Below are 24,404 nucleotides of genomic sequence, written 5' to 3' on the forward strand. Positions count from 1 at the left end.
TCACGCACGCGAGGCTGGCCCGCAGCGGCAGGCTCAAAGGTCTGCAAGCGCCTTGATGTGGGCAACGACCGAGCGCGCCAGCGACGACAGCGAATAACCGCCCTCGAGGATGGACACGATGCGGGTATGCCCACAGTCCGCAGCGACCCCCTTGATCTGCTCGGTCGCCCACACGTAGTCGGCCTCGACCAGGCCAAGCGAGCCCATGTCGTCCTCGTAGTGGGCATCGAAGCCGGCAGAGATGAAGATCATTTGCGGGTTGTGGCTGCGCAGCGCCGGTACGACGACATCGCTGAAGACCTGGCGGAACGCATCGCCGCGGGTCCCCGCCGGCAAAGGCACGTTGCACATGTGCGCGGGCGGATTGTCCGTTCCGCTGTAGGGGTAGAAGGGATGCTGGAAGATCCCCGCCATCATCACCCGCGGATCGTTGCGGAAGATGTCCTCGGTGCCGTTGCCATGGTGAACGTCGAAGTCGACAACCGCGACGCGTTCGAGGCCATGGGCCTCGAGCGCATGCCGTGCTGCGATGGCGACGTTGTTCATGAAGCAGAAGCCCATCGCCTTCGCACGCTCGGCATGATGGCCGGGCGGACGCACGGCGCAGAAGGCATTCTCGATCTCGCCCTTCATGACCAGGTCGGTGGCGAACACCCCGGCACCGGCCGAGCGCAGCGCCGCCTTCATCGTGCCCGGCGACATCGCGGTATCCGGATCGAGGTGGCGAATGCCGTGCTCGGGCACGTTGCCCACGAGGTCGTCCAGGTACTCGGCCGGATGTACGCGCAGAATCTGCTCGCGCTCGGCAACGGGCGCGTCGTAGAAGGAGATGTACATGTCCAGACCAGCCGCGATGAGCCGGTCGTTGATCGCCGACAGCCGGTCCGCGCATTCGGGGTGCATCGATCCCATGTCGTGCAGCCAGCAGTCACGATGCGTGATGAATGCCGTCGTCGTCATACTCCTCCCTCTCATCTCGAGAACAATGATTCGGCCTCAAGTGGCGCGTGCGCGCCCGGGCCCATTATTGACCTGGCAACGTCACCCCTGGCCGCGGGAGCGCTGCTCTTTGTCGTCTATTATCACCGCTTCCAAGCCAATTTCACAGTACGCGCCACGATGCCCCTGCACCATGCGAATCGCCTGCTCGAAGCAGCAGGCCGGATCATCCTCGGCAAGGACCGGGAGCTGCGTCTCGCCCTTGCCTGCCTCGTTGCCCGCGGCCACCTGCTGATCGAGGACGTTCCGGGCGTGGGCAAGACCACGCTCGCGCATGTCTTCGCGAGGCTCACCGGGCTGCAGTTCCAGCGCATCCAGTTCACCAGCGACCTGCTGCCGGCCGACATCCTGGGCGTGTCCGTGTTCGATCGCGAGTCGAGCGCGTTCCGCTTTCATCCAGGGCCGGTGTTCGCCCAGCTGATCCTCGCCGACGAGATCAACCGTGCCACCCCGAAGACGCAGAGTGCGCTGCTCGAGGCCATGGAGGAGGGCCAGGTCACCGCCGACGGCGGCACCTTCGCGCTCCCCGAGCCCTTCTTCGTGATCGCAACGCAGAACCCGGCACACCAGATCGGCACCTTCCCGCTGCCCGAGAGCCAGCTCGACCGCTTCTTGCTGCGTATCAGGCTGGGCTATCCCGACCGCGAGGCCGAACGTGCGCTGCTGATGGGCGAAGACAGGCGCGGCATGCTCGGGCGCCAGGCTGCTGTGATCAGCCCGGCGGCGCTCGTCGAGTTGCAACAGGCGGCCATGCGTGTCCATGTCTCGGCGGCCCTGGTCGATTACCTTCAGGCTGTGCTCGAGGCCAGTCGCGGCAACCCCGAGCTTGCCGGCGGACTCAGCCCGCGCGCGGGCCTGGGCCTGCTCGCGGCAGCGCGCGCCTGGGCGCTTATCGAAGGTCGCGACCACGTCCTGCCCGAGGACGTGCAGACCCTCTTCCCCCACGTCGCCGGCCATCGGCTGCACCTGGCCGGCGACGGCCGCCCGGTACCGGCGGCAACGCTGACGCGTCTGCTGCACGCGGTCAAACTCGTCTGATGATGAGGCCAGGGCAAGGCCGCGCGCTGCGCATGCTGGAACGGGCCGAGCGCTGGCTGTTCCGTATCGGCACCCCGGAGCCGGCGCCGATCCGCCTGGTGCAGCGACGCATCTACGTACTGCCTACCCCGGCCGGACTCGCCTTCGCCGCCGCCCTCGCGACCATGTTGCTGGCCTCGATCAACTACAACCTCAGCCTCGGCTACGGCTTCGTGTTCCTGCTCGGCGGGACGGCCATGGCGAGCATGGTGCATGCGTTTCGCAACCTGCTTGGCCTGTCCATCCGCGCCGAGCGCTGCGAGCCCGTGTTCTGCGGCGACACCGCCGGCTTCGTGTTCAGCATCGATAACACGCGTAACCGTCGGCGCCCTTCGCTCAGCCTGCGCGCACACGGCCAGCAGGTCGGCTTCGACACCGGCCCCGCACAGCTCACCCGGGTATGCCTGCCCTGCCCGACGACGCGGCGCGGCCAGCTCAGCCCTGGGCGCACGGTCATCCAGACGACCTGGCCGCTTGGCCTGATCCGGGCGTGGAGCGTATTCGTGCCCGAGCAGCACTGCGTCGTATACCCTGCGCCCGAGCCGGATCCGCCCGCGCTGCCGGAAGATGCCGGTGCCGATGCCGGAATGCGCGGACGCAGCCGCGACGGCGACGACGATTTCACCGGCCTGCGCACCCACCGCAGCGCGGACTCGCCGCGCCACGTTGCATGGAAGGTACTGGCGCGCGGCGGGCCGATGCTCACGAAATCGTACGCCAGCTGGAGTTCGCCCGACCTCGTGCTCGACTGGTCGCAGCTACCACAGCAGCTCGACGATGAACGCCGGTTGTCGCGCCTGACAGCCTGGCTGCTCGCGGCAGAACAACACAACCGGCGCTACGCTCTCAAACTGCCCGGATGCGAAGTCGCGAGCGGCCAGGGCAAGGCCCACCTCGAGTGCTGCCTCGGCGAGCTTGCCCGCTTTGGCGCGCCACGGGAGGAGGCATGATCGGCCGGCTGCTGCGCGCCCTTCCCATCCGGCGCCACTCAACGGCGCCGCCGGAGCGCGCCCTGGACCGTCGTCAGGGCGCCTGGCTGTTGGGCGGCGCCGCGCTCACCCTCGCCCCGCATGCGCTATGGCTGCCGGCCTGGGCGAGCGCTCTTGCAGCCCTGCTGCTGTGCTGGCGCGGGCTGCTGCTGTGGCGAGGCAAGCGGCCACCGGCACGCCTGCTGCTGCTTGCCGTCGCGGTAGCGGTTGCCGTGGGGGTCCGCCTCGAATTCGGCCATTTTTTCGGCCGCGAACCAGGCGTGACCCTGCTGGCCCTGCTGCTCGGCCTCAAGCTGCTCGAGTCGCGTGCAGCGCGCGACATTCGCGCCGGGGTGCTGCTGTGCCTGTTCCTGCAACTCGCCATCTTCCTCGAAGATCAATCCTTGCCTGTCGCCGCCCTCGCACTGGGCGCAAGCCTGGTCACCCTGGGCGCGCTGGTGGCGCTTGCCGACCCGGGCGGACCGCAACGCGAACACCTGCGGACGGCGACACTCCTGGTCGCCCAGGGCCTGCCCTTCATGCTGCTGTTCTTCGTGCTGTTCCCGCGCGTGCAGGGGCCGCTCTGGGGCTTGCCTGCAGATGCGTTCAGCGCGCGCACGGGTCTGTCCGAAACCATGGACCCGGGCTCGATCAGCGAGCTGAGCCTGTCCAGCGCGATCGTCATGCGCGCGGTGTTCGACGGCGCACCGCCCGCGCCGACCCAACGCTACTGGCGCGGCCCGGTGCTCACCGAGTTCGACGGCCGCACCTGGCGCGCAGCCCCCTTCGTTGAGGCCGAGACGCCGTTCTACGTGGTGTCCGGACCTCGGCTCGACTACACCCTCACCCTCGAACCCCACAACCGGCGCTGGCTGCTTGCCCTCGACTTTGCCGGCAGCGCAAGTCCGGCGATACGCCATGCAAGCGACTACCACGCCCTGGCGGTGACCCCGCTGCGCGTACGTAGCCGCCTTGCACTCACCGCTTACCCTGACATCCTCACTGGGCTCGAGGAGGACGCCGACGTGCTGTCGGCCGCCTTGCGCCTACCGGCCGACAGCAACCCGCGCAGCCGCGCGCTTGCGGCCGAACTGGCCGCGGGTGCGGCATCCGACCGGGAGACACTGGCGCGCGTGATCGACTACCTGCGCTCGGGCCGCTACATCTACACGCTGCGCCCGCCTCTGCTCGGTCGCCATAGTGCGGACGAGTTCCTGTTCGACACACGCAGAGGCTTCTGCGAGCACTTCGCCTCGGCGTTCGCCGTGCTGATGCGCGCTGCCGGCGTGCCGACACGGGTGGTGACCGGCTACCAGGGCGGCGAGATCAACCCGGTCGACGGCAACCTCGTCGTGCGTCAGTCCGATGCGCACGCCTGGAACGAGGTCTGGCTCGCCGGCAGCGGCTGGGTGCGCATCGACCCTACCGCGCTCGCCGCCCCCCAACGCATCGACGACGGTCTCGCGGCTGCGCTTGCCGAGTTCGACGGCCTGCCGCTGATGCTGCGCGCCGACATGGAATGGCTACGCGCGCTGCGCGATCAGTGGGAGGCGGTATCGAATGCCTGGAACCAGCGCGTGCTGGGTTATGACACCGAGCGCCAGCGCGCCCTGCTCGCCCGCATCGGGTTCGAGCGCGTCGATGCGACCACGCTTGCTGCAATCCTGAGCCTGGCCACCGCGGCACTGTTCGGCGTGCTTTATCTGTGGGCCATCAGGCAGCGGCGTGCGCAGGACCCTCTGGAGCGACAGTGGGCCCGCTTCTGCACTCGCATGGCGCGTCAGGGACTGGGGCGCGAACCGTGGGAAGGCCCGCTCGACTACGCCGACCGGCTCGCGCGCGCGCGCCCCGGGCAGGCAGATGCGTTACGTACGATCTGTGCAAGCTACGCCAGCCTGCGGTATGGTCGGGACGTCGACAAGGACGCGCTCAATGCCCTGCGCCACCGCATCGATGCCCTTCGCAACCCGTAGCCACCGAATGCCATGCCCCGCCTCTCAGCCTCCAGGCCGCTGCGCCAGCTCGCAGCACTGCTTGCACTTGCCCTGCCTGCCCCCCTGCTTGCCTCCTACGCCGACCGCGATGATGCGCGCAGCTTCATAGCCGAGGTCGCCGCCCGCCACGATTTCGACCCAGCCGAGCTCCACGATGCGCTCGGCCGCGCCCGCCACGACGCCAGCGTCATTCGCCTGATCACCCCGCCTGCGCGCCGCGGCGCCAGGTCATGGCAGAACTACCGCAGCCGCTTTCTGGACCGCACCCGGATCGAGGGCGGCCTCGCCTTCTGGCGCGAGCATGAGCACGAACTGGCACGCGCCGAGCGCAGCTTCGGCGTACCTGCCGAGGTCATCGTAGCCATCATCGGCGTGGAAACGGTGTATGGCCGCCAGACCGGCAACTTCGAGACGCTGTCGGCCCTTGCCACCCTGGCCTTCGACTATCCGCCCAGGGCCGAGCTGTTCCGCCGCGAACTGGAGTCGCTGTTCGTGCTCGCACGCCAGCAGGGCCGCGCACCGGACAGCTTCACCGGCTCCTTCGCGGGAGCTCTCGGCTATCCCCAGTTCCTGCCCAGCAGCGTGCTTGCCTACGCGGTCGACTTCGATGGCAACGGCCGGATCGACTTCGAATCCGACGCCATCGACGCCATCGGCAGCGTAGCGAATTACCTCAAGGTGCATGGCTGGCAGACTGGCGCCCCCGTCGCCGAGCGCGCCCGGCTGGCGCCGACCACCGACGCAGCAATGCTCGTAGCCGCCGGCATCGAGCCAGCTCTGGACCCTGCCACCCTCAGCGCTGCCGGCGTGTCCACCCTCGACGGCGGCAGCGCGGCAGCCACGGCAACCCTGGTGGACCTCGAAACGCCCGGCGCAGACACCGAGTACTGGTTCGGCTACCGCAACTTCTATGTCATCACACGCTACAATCGCAGCAGCTTCTACGCGATGTCGGTATATGAGCTTGCCGAGGCCCTCAGGCTGCGGCGCCTGGTAGACGAGGTCCGCGCCCAGAGGCGCTGAGGAACACAGCGATGAGCCCGATGCCGAACACCGAATCCGCGGCCACCCTGCAGCCTGCGCCGCTCACACTCGCCGACCTGAAGGCGGCGATCGCGACGGGTATTGCACAGTATCGCGCTGCACCAGGACTCAGTAGCGCCTTCGCCGGCGTCTTCGTCGCGCTGGGCCTGCTCATGTACGTCGTCCTCGAGTTCGCGACCATCGCACCGATGAGCTTGTCGCTGGCGGGCGGCTTCATGCTCGTGGGGCCGGCGCTGCTTGCCGGGTTCTTTTCGGTGGCGGACAAGCTCCGCGCTGGCCGACGGCCAAGCGTGGGCGACGTGTGGGACGGCTTCAGGCAACTGCCACGCGGCGGGTGGGTGATCTCGTTCGTGTGCGGGCTGCTGTTCCTCATATGGATCACCGACGCCGGCATTCTTTACGGCTTCATGGTCGGGCGTGAGCCGATCGGCTTCCTGCGCCTGCTCCACCTAGAGGAGATCGTCGTCAGTTATGCCGGGTACAGCGCCATCATGGGTGCCGTGCTGGCATTCATCCTGTTCGCCGTGTCGGCGTTCTCGCTACCGCTCATCTTCGATGGCCGGGCGCAACTTGTTTCCGGCGTGGTCGCGAGCGTACGCGCGGTGTTCGGCCGCTTCGCCGTGATGATGTGCTGGGCCGGCGTATTGTCCTTGGTGATCATCGCCAGCGCCCTGTTCCTGCCGCTGCTGCTCGTCAGCCTGCCGGTCATGGCCTACGCGAGCCGCGAGCTTTATCTGCGCACTTTCCCGCGCTGAGCCGCGCCGGCAGGACAAACGCTAAAGCAGTGCGTCGCGCGAGATGCCGTGCCGCTTCAGGATGCGACGCAACTGACCCAGCGCTTCGAGCTGGATCTGGCGTACGCGCTCACGGGTAAGCTCGAGCCGGCTGGCGAGCTCTTCCAGGGTCAGCAGTTCGCACTCGTCGATACCGTAACGATGCCGGATCACCATGCGCTGCTTTTCGCTGAGCATCTTGATCCATGCACGTACCAGATCCTCGATCTCCGCACAGTGAATCTGTATCTCGGGCGTAGGCTGGTGCTCGTCGGCGAGCGATTCGCCGATCGAGAGGTTCGGATCGATATCGAGCGGCGCGTCGAGCGAGGCCGTGTGTTCGCTCAACGCGAGGGTACTGCGAACCTCTTCGACCGTCTTCCCCAGCCGCGCCGCGATATCCTCGAGCGTCGAAATGCCATTCGAGGCGGCCTCGATACTGCGCTGCGCACGCAGGACCTGGTTGAGCTCCTTGACCACATGCACCGGCAGACGGATCGTGCGCGACTGGTTCATGATCGCGCGCTCGATATTCTGGCGGATCCACCACGTCGCGTATGTCGAGAAGCGGAAGCCACGCTCGGGATCGAACTTCTCCAGCGCGTGCATGAGCCCGAGATTGCCTTCCTCGACCAGATCGAGCAAGGGAATGCCGCGGTTGAGGTAATGCTTGGCGATATTGACGACCAGGCGCAGATTGCGCTCGATCATGGTCTGGCGCGCCTCGAAGTCGCCGCTGCGCACGCAGCGAGCCAAGCGCAACTCATCTTCTGCCGAGAGCAGCGGGTTGGCACCGATCTCGTTCAGATAGAGCTGCGTGACGTCACTGAAAAAATCGTTCTCGACGACCGGCGTGGGGTGACTGGCAAACACCTCCACTTCGGGCGGAAGATCCGGTTCATGACTCTCCAGGTCGTCAAGACTTGCCGGCTCCTCCATGCGTCCCCCTTATCGTGCGGGCAAGTATCCCATCGGATCGACGGCCTTGCCCTGCTTGCGAATCTCGAAGTGCAGCTTGGGTCGATCGGCTTCCGAACTGCCCAGCTCGGCGATCTTCTGTCCCTGCACCACCTCGTCGTCTTCCTTGACGAGCAGCTTGTCGTTGTGAGCATACACGGAGTTGTACTCCTGATTATGCTTGATGACGATCAGCTTGCCATAACCACGCAGACCGCTGCCAGCGTACACCACCTTGCCCGAGGCCGCGGCATGGACCGGATCGCCAACACGACCGGCGATATCCACACCCTTGTTGGTCGCCTCGTTGAATCCGGCGAGGATCGCCCCATTGGCCGGCCATCGCCATTGCCCACTGACCGCGGGCCCAGCGGGCGGTGCAACAGTCGGCGCGGGCGGCGGCACGACCGGCTCGGCGATGGTCACACGGCCACCCACCGGCTCCTGCTTGAGCGGCACCACGCCAGCGTCCGCGCCGCTGGGCGGAACAGGGGTGGCGATCGCACCGGTCGCGGGCAAGGGCACGGGCGTGACGGCCGCGGTCACCGTGCCCGGCGGCGCGACGAGCAGGGTCTGGCCGACCCGAAGCTGATTGGGATCGGTGATGCCATTCCACGACACCAACTCGGGGAGCGTCACCCCATACTGGCGCGCGATCGCGAGCAGGGTCTCACCCTGGCGCACGGTATGCAGCCCCTGAGGCTGGGCCGGCACGCCCCCGACAGGCGCAGCCGGTGCCACTACACCACTGCCGTCGCGAACCGGCGCCGTCACCTTGGAGGCGCAGCCGGCGAGAAGGCCAACCGCCAGCAAAATCGCTATCGAGCTTGAACGTGTTTGCATCCGAAAATACCGTCTCTCATTCTGTACCTCCGAGAAGCGGAACGAAGCGGACTGCCTCGTGCCACGTTTCCCGGAATAGGTTGCCTTGTCGCTCTACCAGGAGCAAACGTTGTTCGCCGCCCCCGACCGGCACGATCAGACGCCCACCGGGCGCCAATTGTTCCTTCAGCGCAGGGGGCAGGCCCAGAGCCGCCGCCGCAACGATGATGGTGTCGAACGGTGCCGCCTCTGGAAGACCCAGACTACCGTCAGCAAGTTTCAGGCGTACGTTGGGAAGCCGCAAGGGCCGCAGGTTCGCGCGCGCACGATCGAGCAAGGGCCGTATGCGCTCGACAGCGTAAACCTCGGTCGCGAGTCGGGACAACACCGCAGCCTGATAGCCACAGCCTGCCCCCACTTCGAGCACACGCCCCAGCGAACGCCCAGCCTGCAACAGCTCGATCATCCTGGCGACCACGAAGGGTTGCGAGATGGTCTGCTGATAGCCGATCGGCAACGGCGTATCGTCGTAGGCGCTGAACGCCAGACCCTCGTCGACAAAGGCGTGACGCGGTATGGCCTGCATGGCAGCGAGCACGCGCTCGTCACGGATACCCTGGCTGCGCAGCCGCTCCACCATGCGCGCACGCGCGCGTGTCGCCTGCCCAGCGTCGCCAGTCCTTGCGATCACTGCTTCAACCAGTCGAATACCGGCGAAATGAGGCCGGTGTGGGTGAGATCGATCTGCAGCGGCGTCACCGAGACAAAGCCATTGGCGACCGCATGAAAATCCGTGCCCTCACCAGCGTCGGCCGCGCCGCCCGCAGCGCCCACCCAGTAAACCGTGTCGCCGCGCGGGGTCACGCTACGCACCACGGGCTCGGCCTTGTGGCGCTTGCCCAGGCGGGTGACCTTGACACCTTGCAGACGGTCGTACGCCACATCGGGCACATTCACGTTGAGCAGGACAGGATGCGGAAACGGGTTACGCATGAAGCGTTCGGCGAGGTCACGCGCGACACGCGCAGCCGATGTGAAATCGCTTGCCGACTTGCTCACCAGGGACACTGCGATCGAGGGTACGCCGAGCAGGAAGCCCTCGGTTGCGGCGGCGACGGTTCCGGAATAGACCGTATCGTCACCCATGTTGGCGCCATGATTGACACCCGAGACAACCATGTCCGGGAGATGCTCGAGCATGCCCGTGACAGCCAGGTGTACGCAGTCGGTCGGCGTGCCGTTGACATGATAAAAGCCGTTGGCCGTACGCTTCAGCGAAAGCGGACGATCGAGCGTGAGCGAGTTGCTGGCCCCGCTGCGATCGCGCTCTGGCGCGACCACCGTGACCTCACCGAGGGTGCCGAGGGCTTCGGCGAGCGCCGCAATCCCGGGGGCGAAATAACCGTCGTCGTTGCTGACCAGGATACGCATCTGAAATCGGAGCAGAGTGCCGTCTGATGCGGCAGGGGAAGAAATGTTAGCACAGCGTGCTGCCACTGCCGGGCAGCGAGCGGTGAAAACAAAAAAACCGGCAAAGGCCGGTTTGTTTGATTGGTCGGGGCGGCGGGATTCGAACTCGCGACCCCTTGCACCCCATGCAAGTGCGCTACCAGGCTGCGCTACGCCCCGACACAAGCCGCCATTATAGCAGCGTTTTCAGAAATTACCAGAAACTGCTTCCGAAATATTGCTCATGCACGCAAGACCTCGAGCACCTTGACCAAGCCTGCACGGACCTCGGCCACCACCGCCTTGTATCGCTCGACCTCGACCCCGTTCTCCTGCTCCTGGATCGCAGACTCGCCGAGGCGATTGCGCGCACCGGAGATGGTGAAACCCTCCTGGTACAACAGCTGCCGGATGCGCCGGATGAGCAGAACCTCATGGTGCTGGTAGTAACGGCGGTTGCCGCCCCGCTTGACCGGCTTGAGCTGGGTGAACTCCTGCTCCCAATAGCGCAGGACGTGAGGCTTCACGCAGCAAAGGTCGCTGACCTCTCCGATCGTGAAATAGCGCTTCGCCGGAATTGGCGGCAGCGCTTCGACGCCGATTTCAGGGCTGCTTGCTTGCATCGCTGAGTTGCTCCACCGCGGCCTTCAGTTTCTGGCTGGCATGGAAGGTGACCACCCGCCGGGCGGTGATCGGGATCTCTTCGCCAGTCTTGGGATTGCGCCCGGGGCGCTGGGGCTTGTCACGCAACTGGAAGTTGCCGAAGCCCGACAGCTTCACGCTGTCGCCCCGCTCGAGCGCCATCCGGATCTCCTCGAAAAAGCCCTCGACCATGTCCTTGGCTTCGCGCTTGTTCAGCCCGACCTGATCGAACAGCAGATCGGCGAGTTCGGCCTTCGTCAAAGTCATGTCAGTCCCCTGCTCCACGCAGGCGTGCGCCGAGTACCGCTTCGGCCTGCCTGACAAGTAGTGTGACGACTGCCTCAACTTCGCCCTCTTCGAGTGTGCGCTGAGTATCTTGCATCGATACCCTGAAGGCAAGACTCTTCTTGTCCGGGTCGATGCCCTTGCCATGATAGACATCGAACAGCTCGATCTCGCGCACGATGGCCGGCGCAGCGGCACGCAGCACCTCCACGACCTTGCCGGCATTGACCTCCACGCCCACCACAAGGGCGAGGTCACGAGTCACTGCGGGCATGCGGGAAATCTCGGCGCAGGCCGGCATCTCTGCAGCGAGCAGTGCATCGAGCTCGATCTCGAATACGACCGGCACACTGCCGAGCTCATAGCGCTGCACCCAGACCGGGTGCAGCTCGCCGAGGATGCCGATGCTGCGCCCGTCGAGACGGACGCTTGCAGCGCGCCCGGGGTGCAGGGCTGGATGCGACAGGCGCTCGAAGTCGAGCCGGCGCGGGGCGAACAGCGCTTCAAGGTCGCCCTTCACATCGTAGAAATCGACGTTGCGCGCCTTCTCGCCCCATTGCTCGGGCACTACCGTGCCCGCCGCCAGTGCGGCGAGCTTCATGACCTGATGAAAACCGGCAACCGGCTCGCCGTCAGCTTTGCGCTCGAAGGTGCGAGCGATCTCGAACACGCGTACACGGTCGGTCTGGCGCTTGCGGTTGGTGGCGAGGTTGCCGATGAGGCCACCGATCAGGCTCGAGCGCATGACGCTGAGCTGGCTGGCGATCGGGTTGGCGAGGCGGATCGGTTCTTCGTTGGCGCAGAAGTCGCGCTCCCAGGCCTCCTCGACGAAGGCAAAATTGATCACCTCCTGATAGCCGCGCGCCGCCACCAGATGGCGCAGCGCCCATACCGGACGGCTGCGCTCAGAGCGCGGCAGCATCATCAGGCTGCCCTGCGGTGCAACCGCGGGAATGTTGTCGTAGCCGTGAAGACGCGCGAGCTCCTCGATAAGATCTTCCTCGATCTCGATATCGAAACGCCACGACGGCGGCGTCACAAGGAAGTCATCACCGCTGCGCTCGACTGCAAGGTGAACGCGCCGCAGGAGTTCGAGCATCGCCTGGTCGTCCAGCGTGATGCCGAGCACACGGCGTGCGCGCGCCGGCCGCAAGCGTACCGGCGCGCGCGCCGGCAGTGCGTCGGCAGCGACAGCCTCTTCAACCGGTCCGGCCTCGCCGCCGCAGATGTCGAGGATGAGGCGGGTCGCACGCTCGATGGCAATGCGCGCCAGCTCGAAATCGACGCCGCGCTCGAAGCGGTGCGAGGCATCCGAACTGAAGCCGTAGCTGCGCGCCCGCCCGGCGATGGCATCGGGAGCGAAGAACGCGCTCTCGAGAAAGACCTCGGTGGTGTCGAGCGTGATGCCGCTCTCCTCACCGCCCATGATGCCGGCCAGCGCAAGCGCGCGCGATTCGTCGGCGATGAGCAGCGTGTCAACCGCGGGCGTCACGGTTTGCTCATTGAGCAGCAGGACCGTTTCGCCCTCCTGCGGCAAGCGAACGTGGATCGCGCCCTGCAGTCGGGTGTTGTCAAAGGCATGCAGCGGCTGGCCGAGCTCGAGCATGACGTAGTTGGTGACATCGACCAGCGCGCTGATCGCACGGATGCCACTGCGTGCCAGTCGGCGCACCATCCATTCCGGCGTGCGTGCGCGCGCATCGACGCCGCGCAGGATGCGACCACAGTAACGCGGGCAGGCCTGCGGTGCATCGAGCACGATGCCGCGACGGGCCTCGAAGCTCGGTGCGACCGGGATGACCGCCACGGGGCGCAACTCGACACCGGTCACCGCCGCCACCTCGCGTGCGACGCCCGACAGGCTCAGGCAGTCGGCGCGGTTGGGGGTGAGCTTGATGGTGAACAGGGTGTCGTCCAGCCCCAGGTAATCGCGGATGTCCGCGCCCACAGGGGCGTCATCGGGCAGGGCATAAAGGCCGCCATGATCTTCCGAGAGCCCAAGCTCGCGCGCCGAACACAGCATGCCGAAGGACTCCACTCCACGCAGCTTGGCAGCCTTGATGGAGAAATCGCCCGGCAGCACGGCACCCACGCGGGCGCACGGCACCTTCATGCCGGCCGCGGCATTGGGCGCCCCGCAAACGATCTGCAACAGCTCGGCGCCACCGGCATCGACCTTGCACAGCTTGAGCTTGTCCGCGTTGGGGTGCTTGTCGGCCTCGACAATGCGCGCGACCACCACGCCGCTGAAAGCGGGTGCCGCCGGCTCGGCCTCCTCGACCTCAAGGCCCGCCATCGTCAGCAGGTGGCCAAGTTGGGCGCTATCGAGTTGCGGATCGACGAAGGTCCGCAGCCACTGTTCAGAGAATTGCATGATTCCTTAACCCGGATTGCGTGAATTGGGCGATGCGAGGGGGCAGCGCAGGCTCAGCGGAACTGGCCCAGGAAGCGCAGGTCACCCTCGAAGAACAGGCGCAGGTCGTTGACACCGTAGCGCAGCATGGTCAGGCGATCCGGCCCCATCCCGAAGGCAAAGCCGGTGTAGCGCTCGGGGTCAATGCCACCGAAACGCAGTACGTTCGGATGCACCACGCCGCAACCCGCGATCTCCAGCCAACGACCTTCCAGTGCGCCGCTCATGAAAGCGACGTCGATCTCGGCCGAGGGCTCGGTAAACGGGAAGAAGGAGGGGCGGAAACGGACCTGCAGGTCATCGGTCTCGAAGAAGCGGCGCAGGAAGTCGGCCACCACGCCCTTGAGATCGGCAAAGCTCACCTTCTCGCCCACCCACAGGCCTTCGACCTGATGGAACATCGGCGAATGCGTAGCATCGGAATCCACCCGGAACACCCGTCCGGGCGCAATGACGCGCAGATCGGGCATGGCGTCGAGATCCTTGCAACGCTCGACATGCGCCTGCATCGCACGGATCTGCACAGGACTGGTGTGCGTGCGCAGCAGCACGTCGTCGTGCCCTTCGAGGTAGAAGGTGTCGTGCATGGAGCGCGCCGGATGGTTCTCAGGGGTGTTGAGCGCGGTAAAGTTGTGCCAGTCGGTCTCGATCTCGGGGCCGTCGGCAACGACGAAGCCGATCGACGCGAACAGCTGCTCGATGCGCTCCAGCGTACGACTCACCGGATGCAGCCCGCCCTGGACGCCACCGCGCCCCGGTAGGGTCACGTCGAGCGCCTCGGCAGCGAGCTGGGCCAGCAGCGACGCCTCGCGCAGCGCATTGCGCCTGGCCTCGAGCGCCCCCTCGATGGCCACCTTGGCGGCATTGATCGCGGCACCCGCTTCGCGCCTGGCCTCGGGCTCGAGCTTGCCGAGCGACTTCAGGCGCTCGGTGAGCGAACCCGCCTTGCCCAGGTAGCGCGCCTTGGCCTGTTCGAGCTGCGCGCCATCGGCGGCGGCGGAGAAATCGAGCGTCGCCTGTTGTACGAGTTGATCGAGCTGTTCCATGTTCCTGCCCTGGCCGAATGCGGTGTTGCGTGGAAAGTCGTGCAAAGTTCAGAAAAAAAAAGGAGGCCAGGCCTCCTTTTTTCGGACTGCGTTCGATTACGCAGCGAGTTTGGCCCGGGCTTGTTCGGCAATCGCGGCAAAAGCCGGCTTGTCGAACACAGCCAGGTCGGCCAGCACCTTGCGGTCGATCTCGATCGCAGCCTTCTTCAGGCCATTCATGAAGGTGCTGTAGGTCAGGCCGATCTCGCGGGCAGCCGCGTTGATACGGGCGATCCACAGGGCACGGAACTGACGCTTGCGCTGACGACGGTCGCGGTAGGCGTACTGGCCAGCCTTCATCACCGCCTGCTTGGCGATGCGATAGACGTTCTTGCGACGGCCACGATAACCCTTGGCCTGGACGAGGACTTTCTTGTGACGAGCGCGGGCGGTTACACCACGTTTAACGCGAGGCATTGCGGTCTCCTATCAAGCGTACGGAAGCATGGCACGAATCAGCTTTTCATCGGCAGCATGAACTTCGGTCATGCCGCGCAGCTGACGCTTCGCCTTGGTCGTTTTCTTGGTCAGGATGTGGCGCTTGAACGCCTGGGACCGCTTGATCCCACCGCTGGAGCGGACCTTGAAGCGCTTCTTGGCGCCGCTCTTGGTCTTCATCTTGGGCATTGCTGAGACTCCATGTTTTTGGATGACACCAGGTAGCGCCGATGAGCCCCGACGCATTTTGTTACCCGGCACCACTTGTTTTCCGCCGGCAGGACCATTCCGGCCAGCGGTCTCACCCCTTGCGAGGCAATTTCGTCACAACCGAGCCGCGCGGCTCAGTGCTTCTTCTTTGGCGCGATGATCATGATCATCTGGCGCCCTTCCATCTTCGGCATCTGTTCGACCTGACCCTGTTCTTCAAGGTCCGCCTTGATGCGCTCGAGCTGACGCAGACCGAACTCCTGGTGGGCCATCTCGCGGCCGCGGAAGCGCAAGGTCACCTTGCACTTGTCGCCTTCATCCAGGAAGCGCTTGAGGTTGCGCAGCTTGATCTGGTAGTCGTTTTCGTCGGTTCCGGGACGGAGCTTGACCTCCTTGACCTGAACCTGTTTCTGCTTGAGTCGGGCTTCGTGGGCCTTTTTCTGTTCCTGATACTTGAACTTACCGAAATCCATCAGCTTGCACACCGGCGGTGCAGCCATGGGAGCAATTTCGACAAGGTCCAGCCCGGCCTCTTCGGCCATGTTCAGGGCTGCGTTCAGGGACACGATTCCGAGCTGTTCGCCTTCTTCGCCAACCAGCCGGACCTCGGGCGCGTTGATCTCCCTATTTACGCGCTGCTTCTTATCTTGAGCGATGGTTCAACTCTCCACGAAAACCAAAATCAGACCGCACCGGCCTTCGCTTCAACCTCGCGAAGCCAGCATTCGATCAGCGAATCGAGGGACATTTGGCCAAGATCCTGGCCACCCCGCGCACGTACGGCCACCAGGCCCGCTGCTTTTTCCTTGTCGCCAATGACGATCTGGTAAGGCAGCTTCTGCACGCTATGTTCTCGGATTTTATAGTTAATCTTCTCGTTGCGCAAATCCGCCTCGACGCGGAAGCCCGCTTTCCTGAGCCTGGCAACGACGTCAGCCGCATACTCACCCTGGGCCTCGGAAATGTTCATCACCACGGCCTGCACCGGCGCAAGCCACAGCGGCATGGCGCCGGCGTGGTTCTCGATCAGGATGCCGATGAAGCGCTCGAGCGAACCGAGGATGGCGCGGTGCAGCATGACCGGCACCTTTTTGGTGTTGTCCTCGTCCACGTACTCGGCACCAAGCCGCACCGGCAGGTTGAAATCGAGCTGCAAGGTACCGCACTGCCACACGCGCCCCAGGCTATCCTTGAGCGAGAACTCGATCTTGGGTCCATAAAAGGCCCCCTCGCCCGGCTGCAGGTCGTAGCTGAGCCCCTGTGCGTCGAGCGCCGCCGCGAGCGCCGCCTCGGCGGCATCCCACTGCTCGTCGGTACCGACACGCTTCTCCGGCCGCGTGGACAGCTTGACCAGCACGTCGGTGAAACCAAAATCGGAATAGACCTTCTGCAGCAGGCGAATGAACTCGGCCGACTCGGCCTGCACCTGACCCTCGGCACAGAAGATGTGTGCGTCGTCCTGCACGAAGTTGCGCACGCGCATGATGCCGTGCAGCGACCCAGAGGGCTCATTGCGATGGCAGGAGCCGAACTCGGCCATGCGCAGCGGCAGGTCACGATAGCTCTTCAGACCCTGGTTGAAGATCTGGATGTGACAAGGGCAGTTCATCGGCTTGACGGCATAGTCGCGCTTCTCGGACTGCGTGGTGAACATCAGGTCCGAGTACATTCCCCAGTGACCCGACTTCTCCCACAGCGAGCGATCGACGATCTGCGGCGTCTTCACTTCCTGGTAGCCATGCTCGCAGATGATCCTGCGCATGTACTGCTCGACCTGCTGCCACAGCGTCCAACCCTTGGCATGCCAGAACACCATGCCCGGCGCCTCATCCTGGATATGGAAGAGATCGAGCTGGCGACCGAGCTTGCGGTGGTCGCGCTTCTCAGCCTCCTCGATCATGTGCAGGTAGGCGTCGAGCTCGTCCTTCTTTGCCCATGCCGTGCCATACACACGCTGCAGCATCTCGTTCTTCGAGTCGCCCCGCCAATAGGCTCCGGCCAGCTTGGTTAGCTTGAAAACCTTGAGCTTACCGGTCGACGGCACATGCGGCCCGCGACACAGGTCGATGAAGTCGCCCTGTCGATAGAGCGAGACATCCTCATTGGCCGGAATCGAGGCAATGATCTCCGCCTTGTAGTGCTCGCCGATACCCTTGAAGAACTCCACCGCCTTGTCGCGCGACCATACCTCGCGATGCACCTGGATCTCGCGCCTGGCGATCTCGTTCATGCGCGCCTCGATCGCGGCGATATCCTCAGGCGTAAACGGGCGCTTGTAAGAGAAGTCGTAGTAAAAGCCGTTATCGATGACCGGGCCGATCGTGACCTGCGCCTCCGGGAAGAGCTCCTTCACCGCGTGCGCAAGCAGGTGCGCCGTGGAGTGGCGAATGATCTCCAGCCCGTCCTCGGACTTGTCGGTAACGATCGCCAGCGCCGCATCTGTCTCCAAACGATGAGAGAGATCGACGAGACGATCACCAACCCGGCCCGCCAAGGCCGCCTTGGCCAGACCCGCGCCGATCGAGGCAGCCACTTCCCCCACCGTCACGGGGTGATCGAAGCTGCGTACAGAACCGTCAGGGAGCGTGATGTTGGGCATGACTTGAGCCTCGATCCGGATTCAGTCCCGACCAACGACCGGGATGCGATGCAAAATTGTGGACGAAAAAAAAGCGCGGTCTAGGCGCGCTTTTTTCTCTAGCAGACAAGCGGAGCCGACCTGATCAGTTTCCGGCCTGAGTGGTAGTTCGGAACATGAATCGACTCCAAAATCTTGGTAGGCGCGATTGGATTCGAACCAACGACCCCCACCATGTCAAGGTGGTGCTCTAACCAACTGAGCTACGCGCCTGCTGAAGACACGCATTATAGACAGCTCTTCAGCGTTGTCAAAGACTTTTTTGAAGAATCGCTACAAGCTGGATTGTCCTCAGGCTTTGAGCCGGCGCACCACGAACAGGATCACTACTGCGCCCACGACCGCACCAACGAAGCCGGCAGCCTCTCCGGCATGGTAGATCCCGAGGAACTGCCCCCCATAGGTGGCGAGCATCGAGCCGCCAATACCCAACAAGGCCGTCATGATGAGCCCCAGCCCGTCCTTTCCGGGATGCAGCAGGCGTGCGATGAGGCCCACAATGAGGCCGATGAGAATGGTGCCGAGGATGTCCATGAAGCGCCCCTTCCGAAGTACCCTTGGCCGGCCCAGGCGCTCACGCCGTCGGCCAGGCCTCCAAAAACTGCCGCCAGTGCGGTGCATCCAGCCGCGCCAACGCGCTGCGCACGACCTCGACCTCGTCGGCCCACGCCTTGGCGTCGAGGTGACCGCGCATGCGTTCGAACCGCAGGTATACCAGATAAGTATTGACCACATCCGTCTCGCAATAGTCGCGGATCTCGGCAACCCGTCCGTCCTGGAAGGCCTGCCAGACTGCTGAACCGTCCATGCCGAGCTTGCCCGGATACCCCATCAGCTTGGCCAGGTCATCCAGCGGCGCATTGGCGCGCGGCTGATACATGGCGAGCAGGTCCATGAGATCGAGATGGCGGCTGTGGTAGCGCCCGATGTAGTTGTTCCACTTGAAATCGCGCGAGTCGTGGTAGTCACCCTCACCCTGATCCCAGTAGCGCGGCGCACAGACACCATGGAGCAGGCCACGGTAATGCAGCACCGGGAGGTCGAAGCCGCCGCCGTTCCACGACACGATCTGCGGCGTGTAGCGCTCGATCCCATCGAAAAAACGCTGGATGATCTCGCCCTCGCCCACATCCGGCTCGGACAGCGAGAACACGCGGAAGTGCTGTGCGTCGCGCAGCACACAGGAAATCGTCACCACGCGCTGCAGGTGGTGAGGCAGGAAATCCGTGCCATGGCTCGCCCGGCGCTGCTGGAAGGCCCACTCCGCGACCTCGAAATCCGACAGTGCGGCAGGCAGCTCACCGAGCGCGCGAATGCCGTGGACATCCGGAATGGTCTCGATGTCAAAAACGAGGACGGGCATCACTTGCGGACCCAGTTGCCGCCCTGCTGCACGTACCAGCCGGGCTGCGCGCGGTCGATCCAGCGTTGCGCAAAAGTGCGCCGGACATCGGCCTCCCACTCGGGACGGCCATTGGCGCGCGCGATCTCGCGATACAGCGCCGCACGATCGGCGTTCTCTGCGGCGAGCAGGCTATTCGCTTGCGCGCGCTGCGCCAGCGGGATCGCGCTGGCGTCGCGCAGCGCGACACTGCCATCGGCGGCAAGACCGATTGCCCCCGCCGCGTAAAGCGGCGCAAGCTGGGCGTGACGCTGCTGCATCGACTGCCGTAGCGCCGAGACTGCAGGCGTATCGATCTCGAGGTTACCCTGGGCATGAACGGCGCTCATGCCTCCGAGCGCCAGACACAGCAGCACGCACCAGCGTGTGAGTACCATCGACAGGTTCATTTGGAATCTCCTTGTGCGGCGGGCGTCTCGGCTGCAGCACCCTCGCGCAGCTGCCACACCTCGTCGATGATGCGATCGGCCGCCTTCTCGGCCGCTGCGGCAGGAAAATAGATGTTGATGGTGACACAGGCCGAGGCCGCGACGGCGAGCACCGTGACGGCTAGGCGACGCAGCCACGGCGCAGCCTGGGACGGCATGGGCACGGCGGACGAAACGGAATTGGATGCCACGGGATCCTCCTGCATGGGTTCGGAAGCCGGCGCTCAGCGCAGTTCGGGAGAGACGTTGTCGGCCATGACGCGCTGCAGGCGTTCAACCAACTCGTTCCAATTGACGCGTCGATTGTAGCCGATGACATCCAGCGCCGGGACGCCCCCGCCACGCACGATCACGAAGCCGCCATCCGCGCGCGCGCCGCCCTCCACACCATCCATCATGCATACACCGGCGCGCAACCTGCATGTCAGCCCGAGCTCGCGGTAGCCGAAAGTATCGAAGATGCCCAGCAGGCTGCGCTGAACGGCCGCCATCGCCCCGCCACCGCCCAGGGCGCTGATGTTCTGCACTGCACGCTGGCTAATGCGACGCGGATAGCGCCCCGGGCTGCTGCTGATACGGGCATCGAAAGCCACCGGACGCCAACGCACCAACTCCAGGCCTGCGAGGCTCAGGTCCACGAAGCCCGTGACGCTGCCGAAACTGAAGGTATCGGTCAATTGGGAAAGGTCGAGACGGCGCCCCTCGATGTCCGCGCTCAAATGCGAAGCAACCCCGAAGGGCTCGACAAGACGCAGGCCGGTGGCCTGAAGATAGCCATCGAACACCGATACGACGAGCGCACCATTCAACGTAATTTCACCCGGACTGACCCGTACGTCGGGCAGGGAAGCCGCGAGCACGCCCCCCATCCGTGGCATCTCGAGGGCCTCGGTCAGAAGCGGCATCGACACCGGCTCGATCACCACGCCCCCCACGCCCTGCCAACCGGCATCCGTGTGCGCGAGCGTGAGGTGTTCGATGACGAGGGCGCCGTCGAGCACAGGCAAACGGGCGGGCGCCAGGCTCAGCGAGCGCCCGTCGAGGCTGGCCTCGAGCTCGAAACTGCCCAGCGCGATTCGCTCCCATTGCCCACCACCAATCCGCAGCCGGCTTGAAGTGCTCGCACCTGCGTGCCACGCGAGGGTGCCACCGACCGGCCCAAGCGCGAAGCCGCCCCCGCCCGCAGCGCCGACGAAACCGAACCCAGCACCTTCCAGCCGGACATCGATTTGGGCCAATACCCCGTCCTGCAGCCGTAACAACCCGTCCAGTTGTCCGCCGAAGTACATGCGGTCGGCACTCGCCGGCGCAATCAAGGGCGCGATCCAGCGCGGCCCAAGCACACCGAGGTCAGCGTTGGTCAGTTCGAGTTCAAGCTCGAGTACGGCTGCCGTGTCGAGCTCGACACGCGCACTCGCATCCAGCCTGCCCACCCCCTCCAGCGCCACCTCGCCGCGCTCCACGACGACGACCCCGCCCTGCAGGCGCCCCTGCGCACGCACGCTCGGGCCAGCCTCGAGGTACAGCGGGTGCAGATAGGCGGCCCCATGTCGCCACTCGACCTCGCCCTGCCACGCCCAACCGTCGTCGAGCGCCCGTGCCGTGCCTGAGATTGCGAGCTCGAGCGACTCGCCCGCCTGCAAACCGTCCGCGCTACCGAAGCCGGCATCGAACAGGCGCACATCGATGCTGACGCGCGCAGGCGAATTGCCGTCTGCACCCCAGCGCAATTCCCCATCCAGGGTAGCAACAGGGCGGAAACGCTCGAAGAGTGTGTCGATGTCGGCGTCCAGACCCGCCAGCACCGCGTGCAGCTTGTCCAGAGCAAGCCGATCCGCCCTCGCCCGCAGGACGCCACCCTCGAAGGTGAGTCCGAGTCGCCCGCCATCGGCGAAGGTCAGACCGAGCTCGCCTCGACCATCACCAGCCAGCTCAAGCTCGGCCACCAGCGGCAAAACCCTGCCGGCGACGCTCAGGCGCGCAGCGCCGCAGTGCACCGCATCGAACGTCAGGGTGGCATGGCTGCAGCGCAACGCCAGGTCGCGCCACTGTCGCTGCCCCAGGCGCAGCCGGTCCACGCGCAACACCGCCGCGCCAGACTCGTATTCCAGGCTGAGCCGCTGCAGGGCCAGCATCGGGCTGGCGAGGTCGCCCAGGCGCAGCGCCAGGCGGTCGACGGCAGCCGCGGGCGCAAGTGACCACAGCACAGCCGCCGACAGCAGGAACAGAATGAGCAGCCGGCCCCGGCAGACCGTGCCGCGCCGCGAGAGCTCAGGCGGGGAAGACACCCGTCGACAGGTAACGGTCGCCACGGTCGCAGACAATCGAGACGATCACCGCGTTCTCGACCTGCGCTGCTACGCGCAGCGCGACATGCAGCGACCCGCCCGACGAGATGCCTGCGAAGATGCCTTCCTCGCGCGCCAGCCGGCGCGTCATCTCCTCGGCCTCGGCCTGACTCACACGCTCGACCCGATCGACGCGTGGACGCTCGAAGATCCGCGGCAGATAGGCCTCCGGCCACTTGCGGATACCGGGAATCTGCGAACCCTCCTCGGGCTCGCAACCGATGATGCAAACCGCCGGGTTCTTCTCCTTGAGGAACCGGGAGGTACCCATGATGGTGCCCGTCGTGCCCATCGAGCTGACGAAGTGCGTCACCGTACCAGCGGTCTGCTCCCAGATCTCGGGCCCCGTGCCCTCGTAATGGGCGAGCGGGTTGTCCGGATTGGCAAACTGATCAAGGATGATGCCCTTGCCCTCGTCGCGCATACGCTCGGCGATATCGCGCGCCATCTCCATCCCGCCCGAGGTCGGCGTGAGCACGAGCTCTGCGCCGAACGCGCGCATGGTCTGGCGCCTTTCCACGCTCTGGTTCTCGGGCATCACCAGGATCATGCGGTAACCGCGCATCGCGGCAGCCATCGCCAGCGCGATCCCGGTATTGCCACTGGTGGCTTCGATCAGCGTATCGCCGGGCTTGATGTCTCCGCGAGCCTCCGCCCGCATCACCATCGACAGCGCCGGACGGTCCTTGACCGAGCCCGCCGGGTTGTTGCCCTCGAGCTTGGCGAGGATCACATTGTTGCGGCCGGCGTTGATGCGCTTGAGGCGCACCAGCGGAGTGTGGCCGACGTAGTCTTCTAGGGTCCTGAAGTCCATTGTGTTCATTCGCGCTCGTTGGAAAGGGGAGACACTGGATGTTTACCGCGATCGAACGCGGAGACGATGCTCAGGGCACGAGATCGAACTCTTCCGTTCGTCGCGGCGGGTAGGTTTCCCAGCCACCGCAGGCAGGGCAACGCCAGTGGAACTGGCGTGCCTTGAAACCACACGCGTCGCACCGATAACGGGCCACGCGCCGGGTGTGGCCATGGATCAACTGCTTGACCAGTTCGATATCGCCACGCTGCTCGACGGGAGCGGCAAGCAGGGCTGCCTCAAGCAGTTTGTCCAGACCGAGCAGGGTCGGATTGCGCCGCAACTCCTCACGCACCAGCTCGTATGCCGCCTTCGGCCCTTCGCGCTCCATCTCCCACTGAAAGAGCTCGTCGAGCAAATCCAGCGAGGCATGGGACGACAGCCAGGCGCTCAGCAGCTGATGCCCCTGCTCCACCAGGCCGCGCCTGCCATAGGCCTCCATGACACGCTCGGCGACCAGCGAAAGGTAGATCGGGTTCTGGTTCTCCACCCGCTTCCAGGCTTCGAGTGCTGCCTCATCGTCGCCGTTCGCGGCGTGCAGATCACCAAGCAGCAGACTGGCCCGTACACTACGTGGATTGACCACAAACGCCCGCTCCAGGTGCCCGCCAGCCTCATCGGGGCGGGAGTTGGCCATCGCGGCCGCAGCAAGCTCGCAGTGAAAGTTGGCGACCTCGGTGCGCCACAGGTGACTCTCGTGTTGAGGCAGGGCCTGCGCGACATCGATCGCCTTGGCCCAATCCTTCTCCTGCTGGTAAATCTCCAGCAGGTAACGCAGCGCGACGTCGTTCGCCGGCGTGCCGCGCAGCCGCACGAAGACGGCCTCGGCGCGATCGAGCAGTCCCGCCTTGAGGAAATCCTGGCCAAGCTCGCCCAGGGCCTGCAGGCGCTGCTCCTCGCTGAGGTCTTCGCGATCGACGAGCAGTTGGTGGATACGGATCGCGCGGTCGGTCTCTCCACGACGCCGGAACAGGCTGCCGAGCGCAAAATGGAGCTCAACCGTGTGCGGGTCGATGCGTACTGCCTCGACGAAGGCGTCGATCGCCTTGTCGGGCTGCTCGTTGAGCAGGAAGTTGAGTCCGCTCAGATAGGAGCGCGGCAGGGAGCGCGACTCCTTGACGACCTGACGAATATCAATGCGCGCAGCCAACCAGCCGAGCGCGAAGAACAGCGGCAGGGCCAGAAGCCACCAGAACTCGATTTCCATGAGGCCTCAAGGCATGGGCAACTGGGCTTCGCCCGCTGCCGGGCCGACCTGAGGTTGCGCCCTGTCGCGCTCGGCTTGCTCGAGCTGACGGCGCAGGCGGGAGATCTCCCGACGCTGACGCATGAGCGACGCAAGGGTCGCCGTCACGCCCAGCAGGGCCCCTGCCGCGAAAGTCAGGAGAATGACGAATACCAGGGGAAGCTGCCACTGACTGCCGAAGAAGAAGCTCAGGGTCACAAGATGATCGTTCTTGATCGCGAACCCGAACAGCAGAAAGAACAGCACCAGGCGGATGAACCAGATGATTGCGCGCATGGCCGGCATTATCCCCGAGCAATGAACAAAAAAGAAGGCGGCCGCAGCCGCCTTCCA

The 24,404-nt window shown here is 65.2% G+C and carries 26 protein-coding genes and 2 tRNA genes; 5 read left to right on the forward strand and 23 right to left on the reverse strand.

All coding sequences use genetic code 11. The annotated features are described in order from the left end of the window. Window positions 1–33: 33 nt before the first annotated feature. On the reverse strand, window positions 34–960 hold the full coding sequence (locus B447_RS00960) for a histone deacetylase family protein (RefSeq protein WP_002923940.1): 927 nt from the start codon (window positions 958–960) through the stop codon (window positions 34–36). A gap of 159 nt (window positions 961–1,119) precedes the next feature. On the opposite strand from B447_RS00960, the gene B447_RS00965 reads away from it, so the two are divergent. Genes B447_RS00965 through B447_RS00985 form a run of 5 tightly spaced genes read left to right on the forward strand, consistent with a single transcriptional unit; the run spans window position 1,120 to window position 6,837 of the window. Beyond that, complete coding sequence (locus B447_RS00965; RefSeq protein WP_002923939.1) at window positions 1,120–2,037, forward strand: AAA family ATPase; 918 nt, start codon at window positions 1,120–1,122, stop codon at window positions 2,035–2,037. Next, on the forward strand, window positions 2,037–3,026 hold the full coding sequence (locus B447_RS00970; protein ID WP_002923937.1) for a DUF58 domain-containing protein: 990 nt from the start codon (window positions 2,037–2,039) through the stop codon (window positions 3,024–3,026). Before B447_RS00965 ends, B447_RS00970 begins: the two co-directional genes overlap by 1 nt. Further along, a complete protein-coding gene (locus tag B447_RS00975) occupies window positions 3,023–5,017 on the forward strand; it encodes a transglutaminase TgpA family protein (protein ID WP_002935716.1) in 1,995 nt (664 codons plus the stop codon). Before B447_RS00970 ends, B447_RS00975 begins: the two co-directional genes overlap by 4 nt. Before the next feature lie 12 nt (window positions 5,018–5,029). Further along, on the forward strand, window positions 5,030–6,061 hold the full coding sequence (gene mltB / locus B447_RS00980) for a lytic murein transglycosylase B (protein WP_002935717.1): 1,032 nt from the start codon (window positions 5,030–5,032) through the stop codon (window positions 6,059–6,061). A gap of 11 nt (window positions 6,062–6,072) precedes the next feature. Continuing rightward, window positions 6,073–6,837: a DUF2189 domain-containing protein gene (locus B447_RS00985; RefSeq protein ID WP_002923929.1), complete on the forward strand. Its 765-nt coding sequence runs from the start codon at window positions 6,073–6,075 to the stop codon at window positions 6,835–6,837. Window positions 6,838–6,858: 21 nt separating this feature from the next. On the opposite strand, the gene rpoS is transcribed toward B447_RS00985, so the two are convergent. From rpoS to B447_RS01095, 22 genes are all read right to left on the reverse strand, one after another. Continuing rightward, window positions 6,859–7,794 (reverse strand): RNA polymerase sigma factor RpoS, encoded by a 936-nt coding sequence (gene rpoS / locus B447_RS00990; protein ID WP_002923926.1) that lies wholly within the window; start codon window positions 7,792–7,794, stop codon window positions 6,859–6,861. A 9-nt stretch (window positions 7,795–7,803) separates the two neighbouring features. Continuing rightward, a complete protein-coding gene (locus B447_RS00995) occupies window positions 7,804–8,655 on the reverse strand; it encodes a peptidoglycan DD-metalloendopeptidase family protein (RefSeq protein WP_198291732.1) in 852 nt (283 codons plus the stop codon). A 16-nt stretch (window positions 8,656–8,671) separates the two neighbouring features. After that, window positions 8,672–9,325, reverse strand: a complete 654-nt coding sequence (locus B447_RS01000) for a protein-L-isoaspartate(D-aspartate) O-methyltransferase (protein WP_088178726.1) — start codon at window positions 9,323–9,325, stop codon at window positions 8,672–8,674. Further along, a complete protein-coding gene (gene surE / locus B447_RS01005; RefSeq protein WP_002923920.1) occupies window positions 9,322–10,065 on the reverse strand; it encodes a 5'/3'-nucleotidase SurE in 744 nt (247 codons plus the stop codon). Before surE ends, B447_RS01000 begins: the two co-directional genes overlap by 4 nt. A gap of 121 nt (window positions 10,066–10,186) precedes the next feature. Further along, window positions 10,187–10,263: transfer RNA gene (locus tag B447_RS01010), tRNA-Pro, on the reverse strand. A 62-nt stretch (window positions 10,264–10,325) separates the two neighbouring features. Further along, window positions 10,326–10,706, reverse strand: coding sequence for a MerR family transcriptional regulator (locus tag B447_RS01015; protein WP_002923855.1), 381 nt, complete (start codon window positions 10,704–10,706; stop codon window positions 10,326–10,328). Then, window positions 10,687–10,992, reverse strand: a complete 306-nt coding sequence (locus B447_RS01020) for an integration host factor subunit alpha (protein ID WP_002923852.1) — start codon at window positions 10,990–10,992, stop codon at window positions 10,687–10,689. Before B447_RS01020 ends, B447_RS01015 begins: the two co-directional genes overlap by 20 nt. Before the next feature lies 1 nt (window position 10,993). Beyond that, window positions 10,994–13,384, reverse strand: a complete 2,391-nt coding sequence (gene pheT / locus B447_RS01025) for a phenylalanine--tRNA ligase subunit beta (RefSeq protein ID WP_002935721.1) — start codon at window positions 13,382–13,384, stop codon at window positions 10,994–10,996. A gap of 53 nt (window positions 13,385–13,437) precedes the next feature. Continuing rightward, window positions 13,438–14,469: a phenylalanine--tRNA ligase subunit alpha gene (gene pheS / locus B447_RS01030; RefSeq protein WP_002935728.1), complete on the reverse strand. Its 1,032-nt coding sequence runs from the start codon at window positions 14,467–14,469 to the stop codon at window positions 13,438–13,440. A gap of 96 nt (window positions 14,470–14,565) precedes the next feature. Then, window positions 14,566–14,925 carry a 50S ribosomal protein L20 gene (gene rplT, locus B447_RS01035; RefSeq protein WP_002923846.1) on the reverse strand — a complete coding sequence of 120 codons (360 nt, stop codon included), beginning with the start codon at window positions 14,923–14,925 and terminating at the stop codon, window positions 14,566–14,568. 12 nt (window positions 14,926–14,937) lie between these two features. Then, window positions 14,938–15,135 (reverse strand): 50S ribosomal protein L35, encoded by a 198-nt coding sequence (gene rpmI, locus B447_RS01040; protein ID WP_002923845.1) that lies wholly within the window; start codon window positions 15,133–15,135, stop codon window positions 14,938–14,940. Window positions 15,136–15,290: 155 nt separating this feature from the next. Continuing rightward, complete coding sequence (gene infC / locus B447_RS01045; protein ID WP_083485713.1) at window positions 15,291–15,812, reverse strand: translation initiation factor IF-3; 522 nt, start codon at window positions 15,810–15,812, stop codon at window positions 15,291–15,293. Window positions 15,813–15,838: 26 nt separating this feature from the next. Further along, window positions 15,839–17,755: a threonine--tRNA ligase gene (thrS, locus tag B447_RS01050; RefSeq protein WP_002935730.1), complete on the reverse strand. Its 1,917-nt coding sequence runs from the start codon at window positions 17,753–17,755 to the stop codon at window positions 15,839–15,841. Window positions 17,756–17,930: 175 nt separating this feature from the next. Beyond that, window positions 17,931–18,007, reverse strand: a tRNA-Val gene (locus B447_RS01055). Window positions 18,008–18,085: 78 nt separating this feature from the next. After that, window positions 18,086–18,328, reverse strand: a complete 243-nt coding sequence (locus B447_RS01060; protein WP_002935731.1) for a GlsB/YeaQ/YmgE family stress response membrane protein — start codon at window positions 18,326–18,328, stop codon at window positions 18,086–18,088. Window positions 18,329–18,368: 40 nt separating this feature from the next. Beyond that, complete coding sequence (locus B447_RS01065; protein WP_198291734.1) at window positions 18,369–19,157, reverse strand: 3'-5' exonuclease; 789 nt, start codon at window positions 19,155–19,157, stop codon at window positions 18,369–18,371. Then, complete coding sequence (locus tag B447_RS01070; RefSeq protein WP_002923834.1) at window positions 19,157–19,585, reverse strand: YdbL family protein; 429 nt, start codon at window positions 19,583–19,585, stop codon at window positions 19,157–19,159. The genes B447_RS01065 and B447_RS01070 overlap by 1 nt, the downstream gene beginning before the upstream one ends. Further along, window positions 19,582–19,815, reverse strand: coding sequence for a hypothetical protein (locus B447_RS01075; RefSeq protein WP_002935733.1), 234 nt, complete (start codon window positions 19,813–19,815; stop codon window positions 19,582–19,584). The genes B447_RS01070 and B447_RS01075 overlap by 4 nt, the downstream gene beginning before the upstream one ends. Window positions 19,816–19,848: 33 nt before the next feature. Further along, window positions 19,849–21,912: a hypothetical protein gene (locus B447_RS01080; RefSeq protein WP_002935734.1), complete on the reverse strand. Its 2,064-nt coding sequence runs from the start codon at window positions 21,910–21,912 to the stop codon at window positions 19,849–19,851. After that, entirely contained in the window at window positions 21,896–22,786 is an 891-nt protein-coding gene (cysM, locus tag B447_RS01085) for a cysteine synthase CysM (RefSeq protein WP_002935735.1), read from the reverse strand. The genes B447_RS01080 and cysM overlap by 17 nt, the downstream gene beginning before the upstream one ends. A 70-nt stretch (window positions 22,787–22,856) precedes the next feature. Next, window positions 22,857–24,032, reverse strand: coding sequence for a lipopolysaccharide assembly protein LapB (gene lapB, locus B447_RS01090; protein ID WP_002923826.1), 1,176 nt, complete (start codon window positions 24,030–24,032; stop codon window positions 22,857–22,859). 6 nt (window positions 24,033–24,038) lie between these two features. Further along, complete coding sequence (locus tag B447_RS01095; RefSeq protein WP_002923824.1) at window positions 24,039–24,347, reverse strand: LapA family protein; 309 nt, start codon at window positions 24,345–24,347, stop codon at window positions 24,039–24,041. Between the last annotated feature and the right edge of the window lie 57 nt (window positions 24,348–24,404).

It is taken from the genome of Thauera sp. 27, from assembly GCF_000310125.2.
In the GTDB taxonomy this organism is placed as follows: domain Bacteria; phylum Pseudomonadota; class Gammaproteobacteria; order Burkholderiales; family Rhodocyclaceae; genus Thauera; species Thauera mechernichensis.

What these genes read in the sequence shown, in the direction of transcription:
- B447_RS01015 (WP_002923855.1), bottom strand. Translation starts at nt 10,706, where the DNA reads ATGCAAGCAAGCAGCCCTGAAATCGGCGTCGAAGCGCTGCCGCCAATT.
- B447_RS00965 (WP_002923939.1), top strand. Translation starts at nt 1,120, where the DNA reads ATGCCCCTGCACCATGCGAATCGCCTGCTCGAAGCAGCAGGCCGGATC.
- surE (WP_002923920.1), bottom strand. Translation starts at nt 10,065, where the DNA reads ATGCGTATCCTGGTCAGCAACGACGACGGTTATTTCGCCCCCGGGATT.
- B447_RS01020 (WP_002923852.1), bottom strand. Translation starts at nt 10,992, where the DNA reads ATGACTTTGACGAAGGCCGAACTCGCCGATCTGCTGTTCGATCAGGTC.
- cysM (WP_002935735.1), bottom strand. Translation starts at nt 22,786, where the DNA reads ATGGACTTCAGGACCCTAGAAGACTACGTCGGCCACACTCCGCTGGTG.
- B447_RS00995 (WP_198291732.1), bottom strand. Translation starts at nt 8,655, where the DNA reads ATGCAAACACGTTCAAGCTCGATAGCGATTTTGCTGGCGGTTGGCCTT.
- B447_RS01070 (WP_002923834.1), bottom strand. Translation starts at nt 19,585, where the DNA reads ATGAACCTGTCGATGGTACTCACACGCTGGTGCGTGCTGCTGTGTCTG.
- B447_RS00970 (WP_002923937.1), top strand. Translation starts at nt 2,037, where the DNA reads ATGATGAGGCCAGGGCAAGGCCGCGCGCTGCGCATGCTGGAACGGGCC.
- B447_RS01060 (WP_002935731.1), bottom strand. Translation starts at nt 18,328, where the DNA reads ATGGACATCCTCGGCACCATTCTCATCGGCCTCATTGTGGGCCTCATC.
- B447_RS00985 (WP_002923929.1), top strand. Translation starts at nt 6,073, where the DNA reads ATGAGCCCGATGCCGAACACCGAATCCGCGGCCACCCTGCAGCCTGCG.
- B447_RS01095 (WP_002923824.1), bottom strand. Translation starts at nt 24,347, where the DNA reads ATGCGCGCAATCATCTGGTTCATCCGCCTGGTGCTGTTCTTTCTGCTG.
- B447_RS00960 (WP_002923940.1), bottom strand. Translation starts at nt 960, where the DNA reads ATGACGACGACGGCATTCATCACGCATCGTGACTGCTGGCTGCACGAC.
- rpmI (WP_002923845.1), bottom strand. Translation starts at nt 15,135, where the DNA reads ATGCCCAAGATGAAGACCAAGAGCGGCGCCAAGAAGCGCTTCAAGGTC.
- pheS (WP_002935728.1), bottom strand. Translation starts at nt 14,469, where the DNA reads ATGGAACAGCTCGATCAACTCGTACAACAGGCGACGCTCGATTTCTCC.
- thrS (WP_002935730.1), bottom strand. Translation starts at nt 17,755, where the DNA reads ATGCCCAACATCACGCTCCCTGACGGTTCTGTACGCAGCTTCGATCAC.
- lapB (WP_002923826.1), bottom strand. Translation starts at nt 24,032, where the DNA reads ATGGAAATCGAGTTCTGGTGGCTTCTGGCCCTGCCGCTGTTCTTCGCG.
- rpoS (WP_002923926.1), bottom strand. Translation starts at nt 7,794, where the DNA reads ATGGAGGAGCCGGCAAGTCTTGACGACCTGGAGAGTCATGAACCGGAT.
- rplT (WP_002923846.1), bottom strand. Translation starts at nt 14,925, where the DNA reads ATGCCTCGCGTTAAACGTGGTGTAACCGCCCGCGCTCGTCACAAGAAA.
- B447_RS01065 (WP_198291734.1), bottom strand. Translation starts at nt 19,157, where the DNA reads ATGCCCGTCCTCGTTTTTGACATCGAGACCATTCCGGATGTCCACGGC.
- B447_RS00975 (WP_002935716.1), top strand. Translation starts at nt 3,023, where the DNA reads ATGATCGGCCGGCTGCTGCGCGCCCTTCCCATCCGGCGCCACTCAACG.
- pheT (WP_002935721.1), bottom strand. Translation starts at nt 13,384, where the DNA reads ATGCAATTCTCTGAACAGTGGCTGCGGACCTTCGTCGATCCGCAACTC.
- mltB (WP_002935717.1), top strand. Translation starts at nt 5,030, where the DNA reads ATGCCCCGCCTCTCAGCCTCCAGGCCGCTGCGCCAGCTCGCAGCACTG.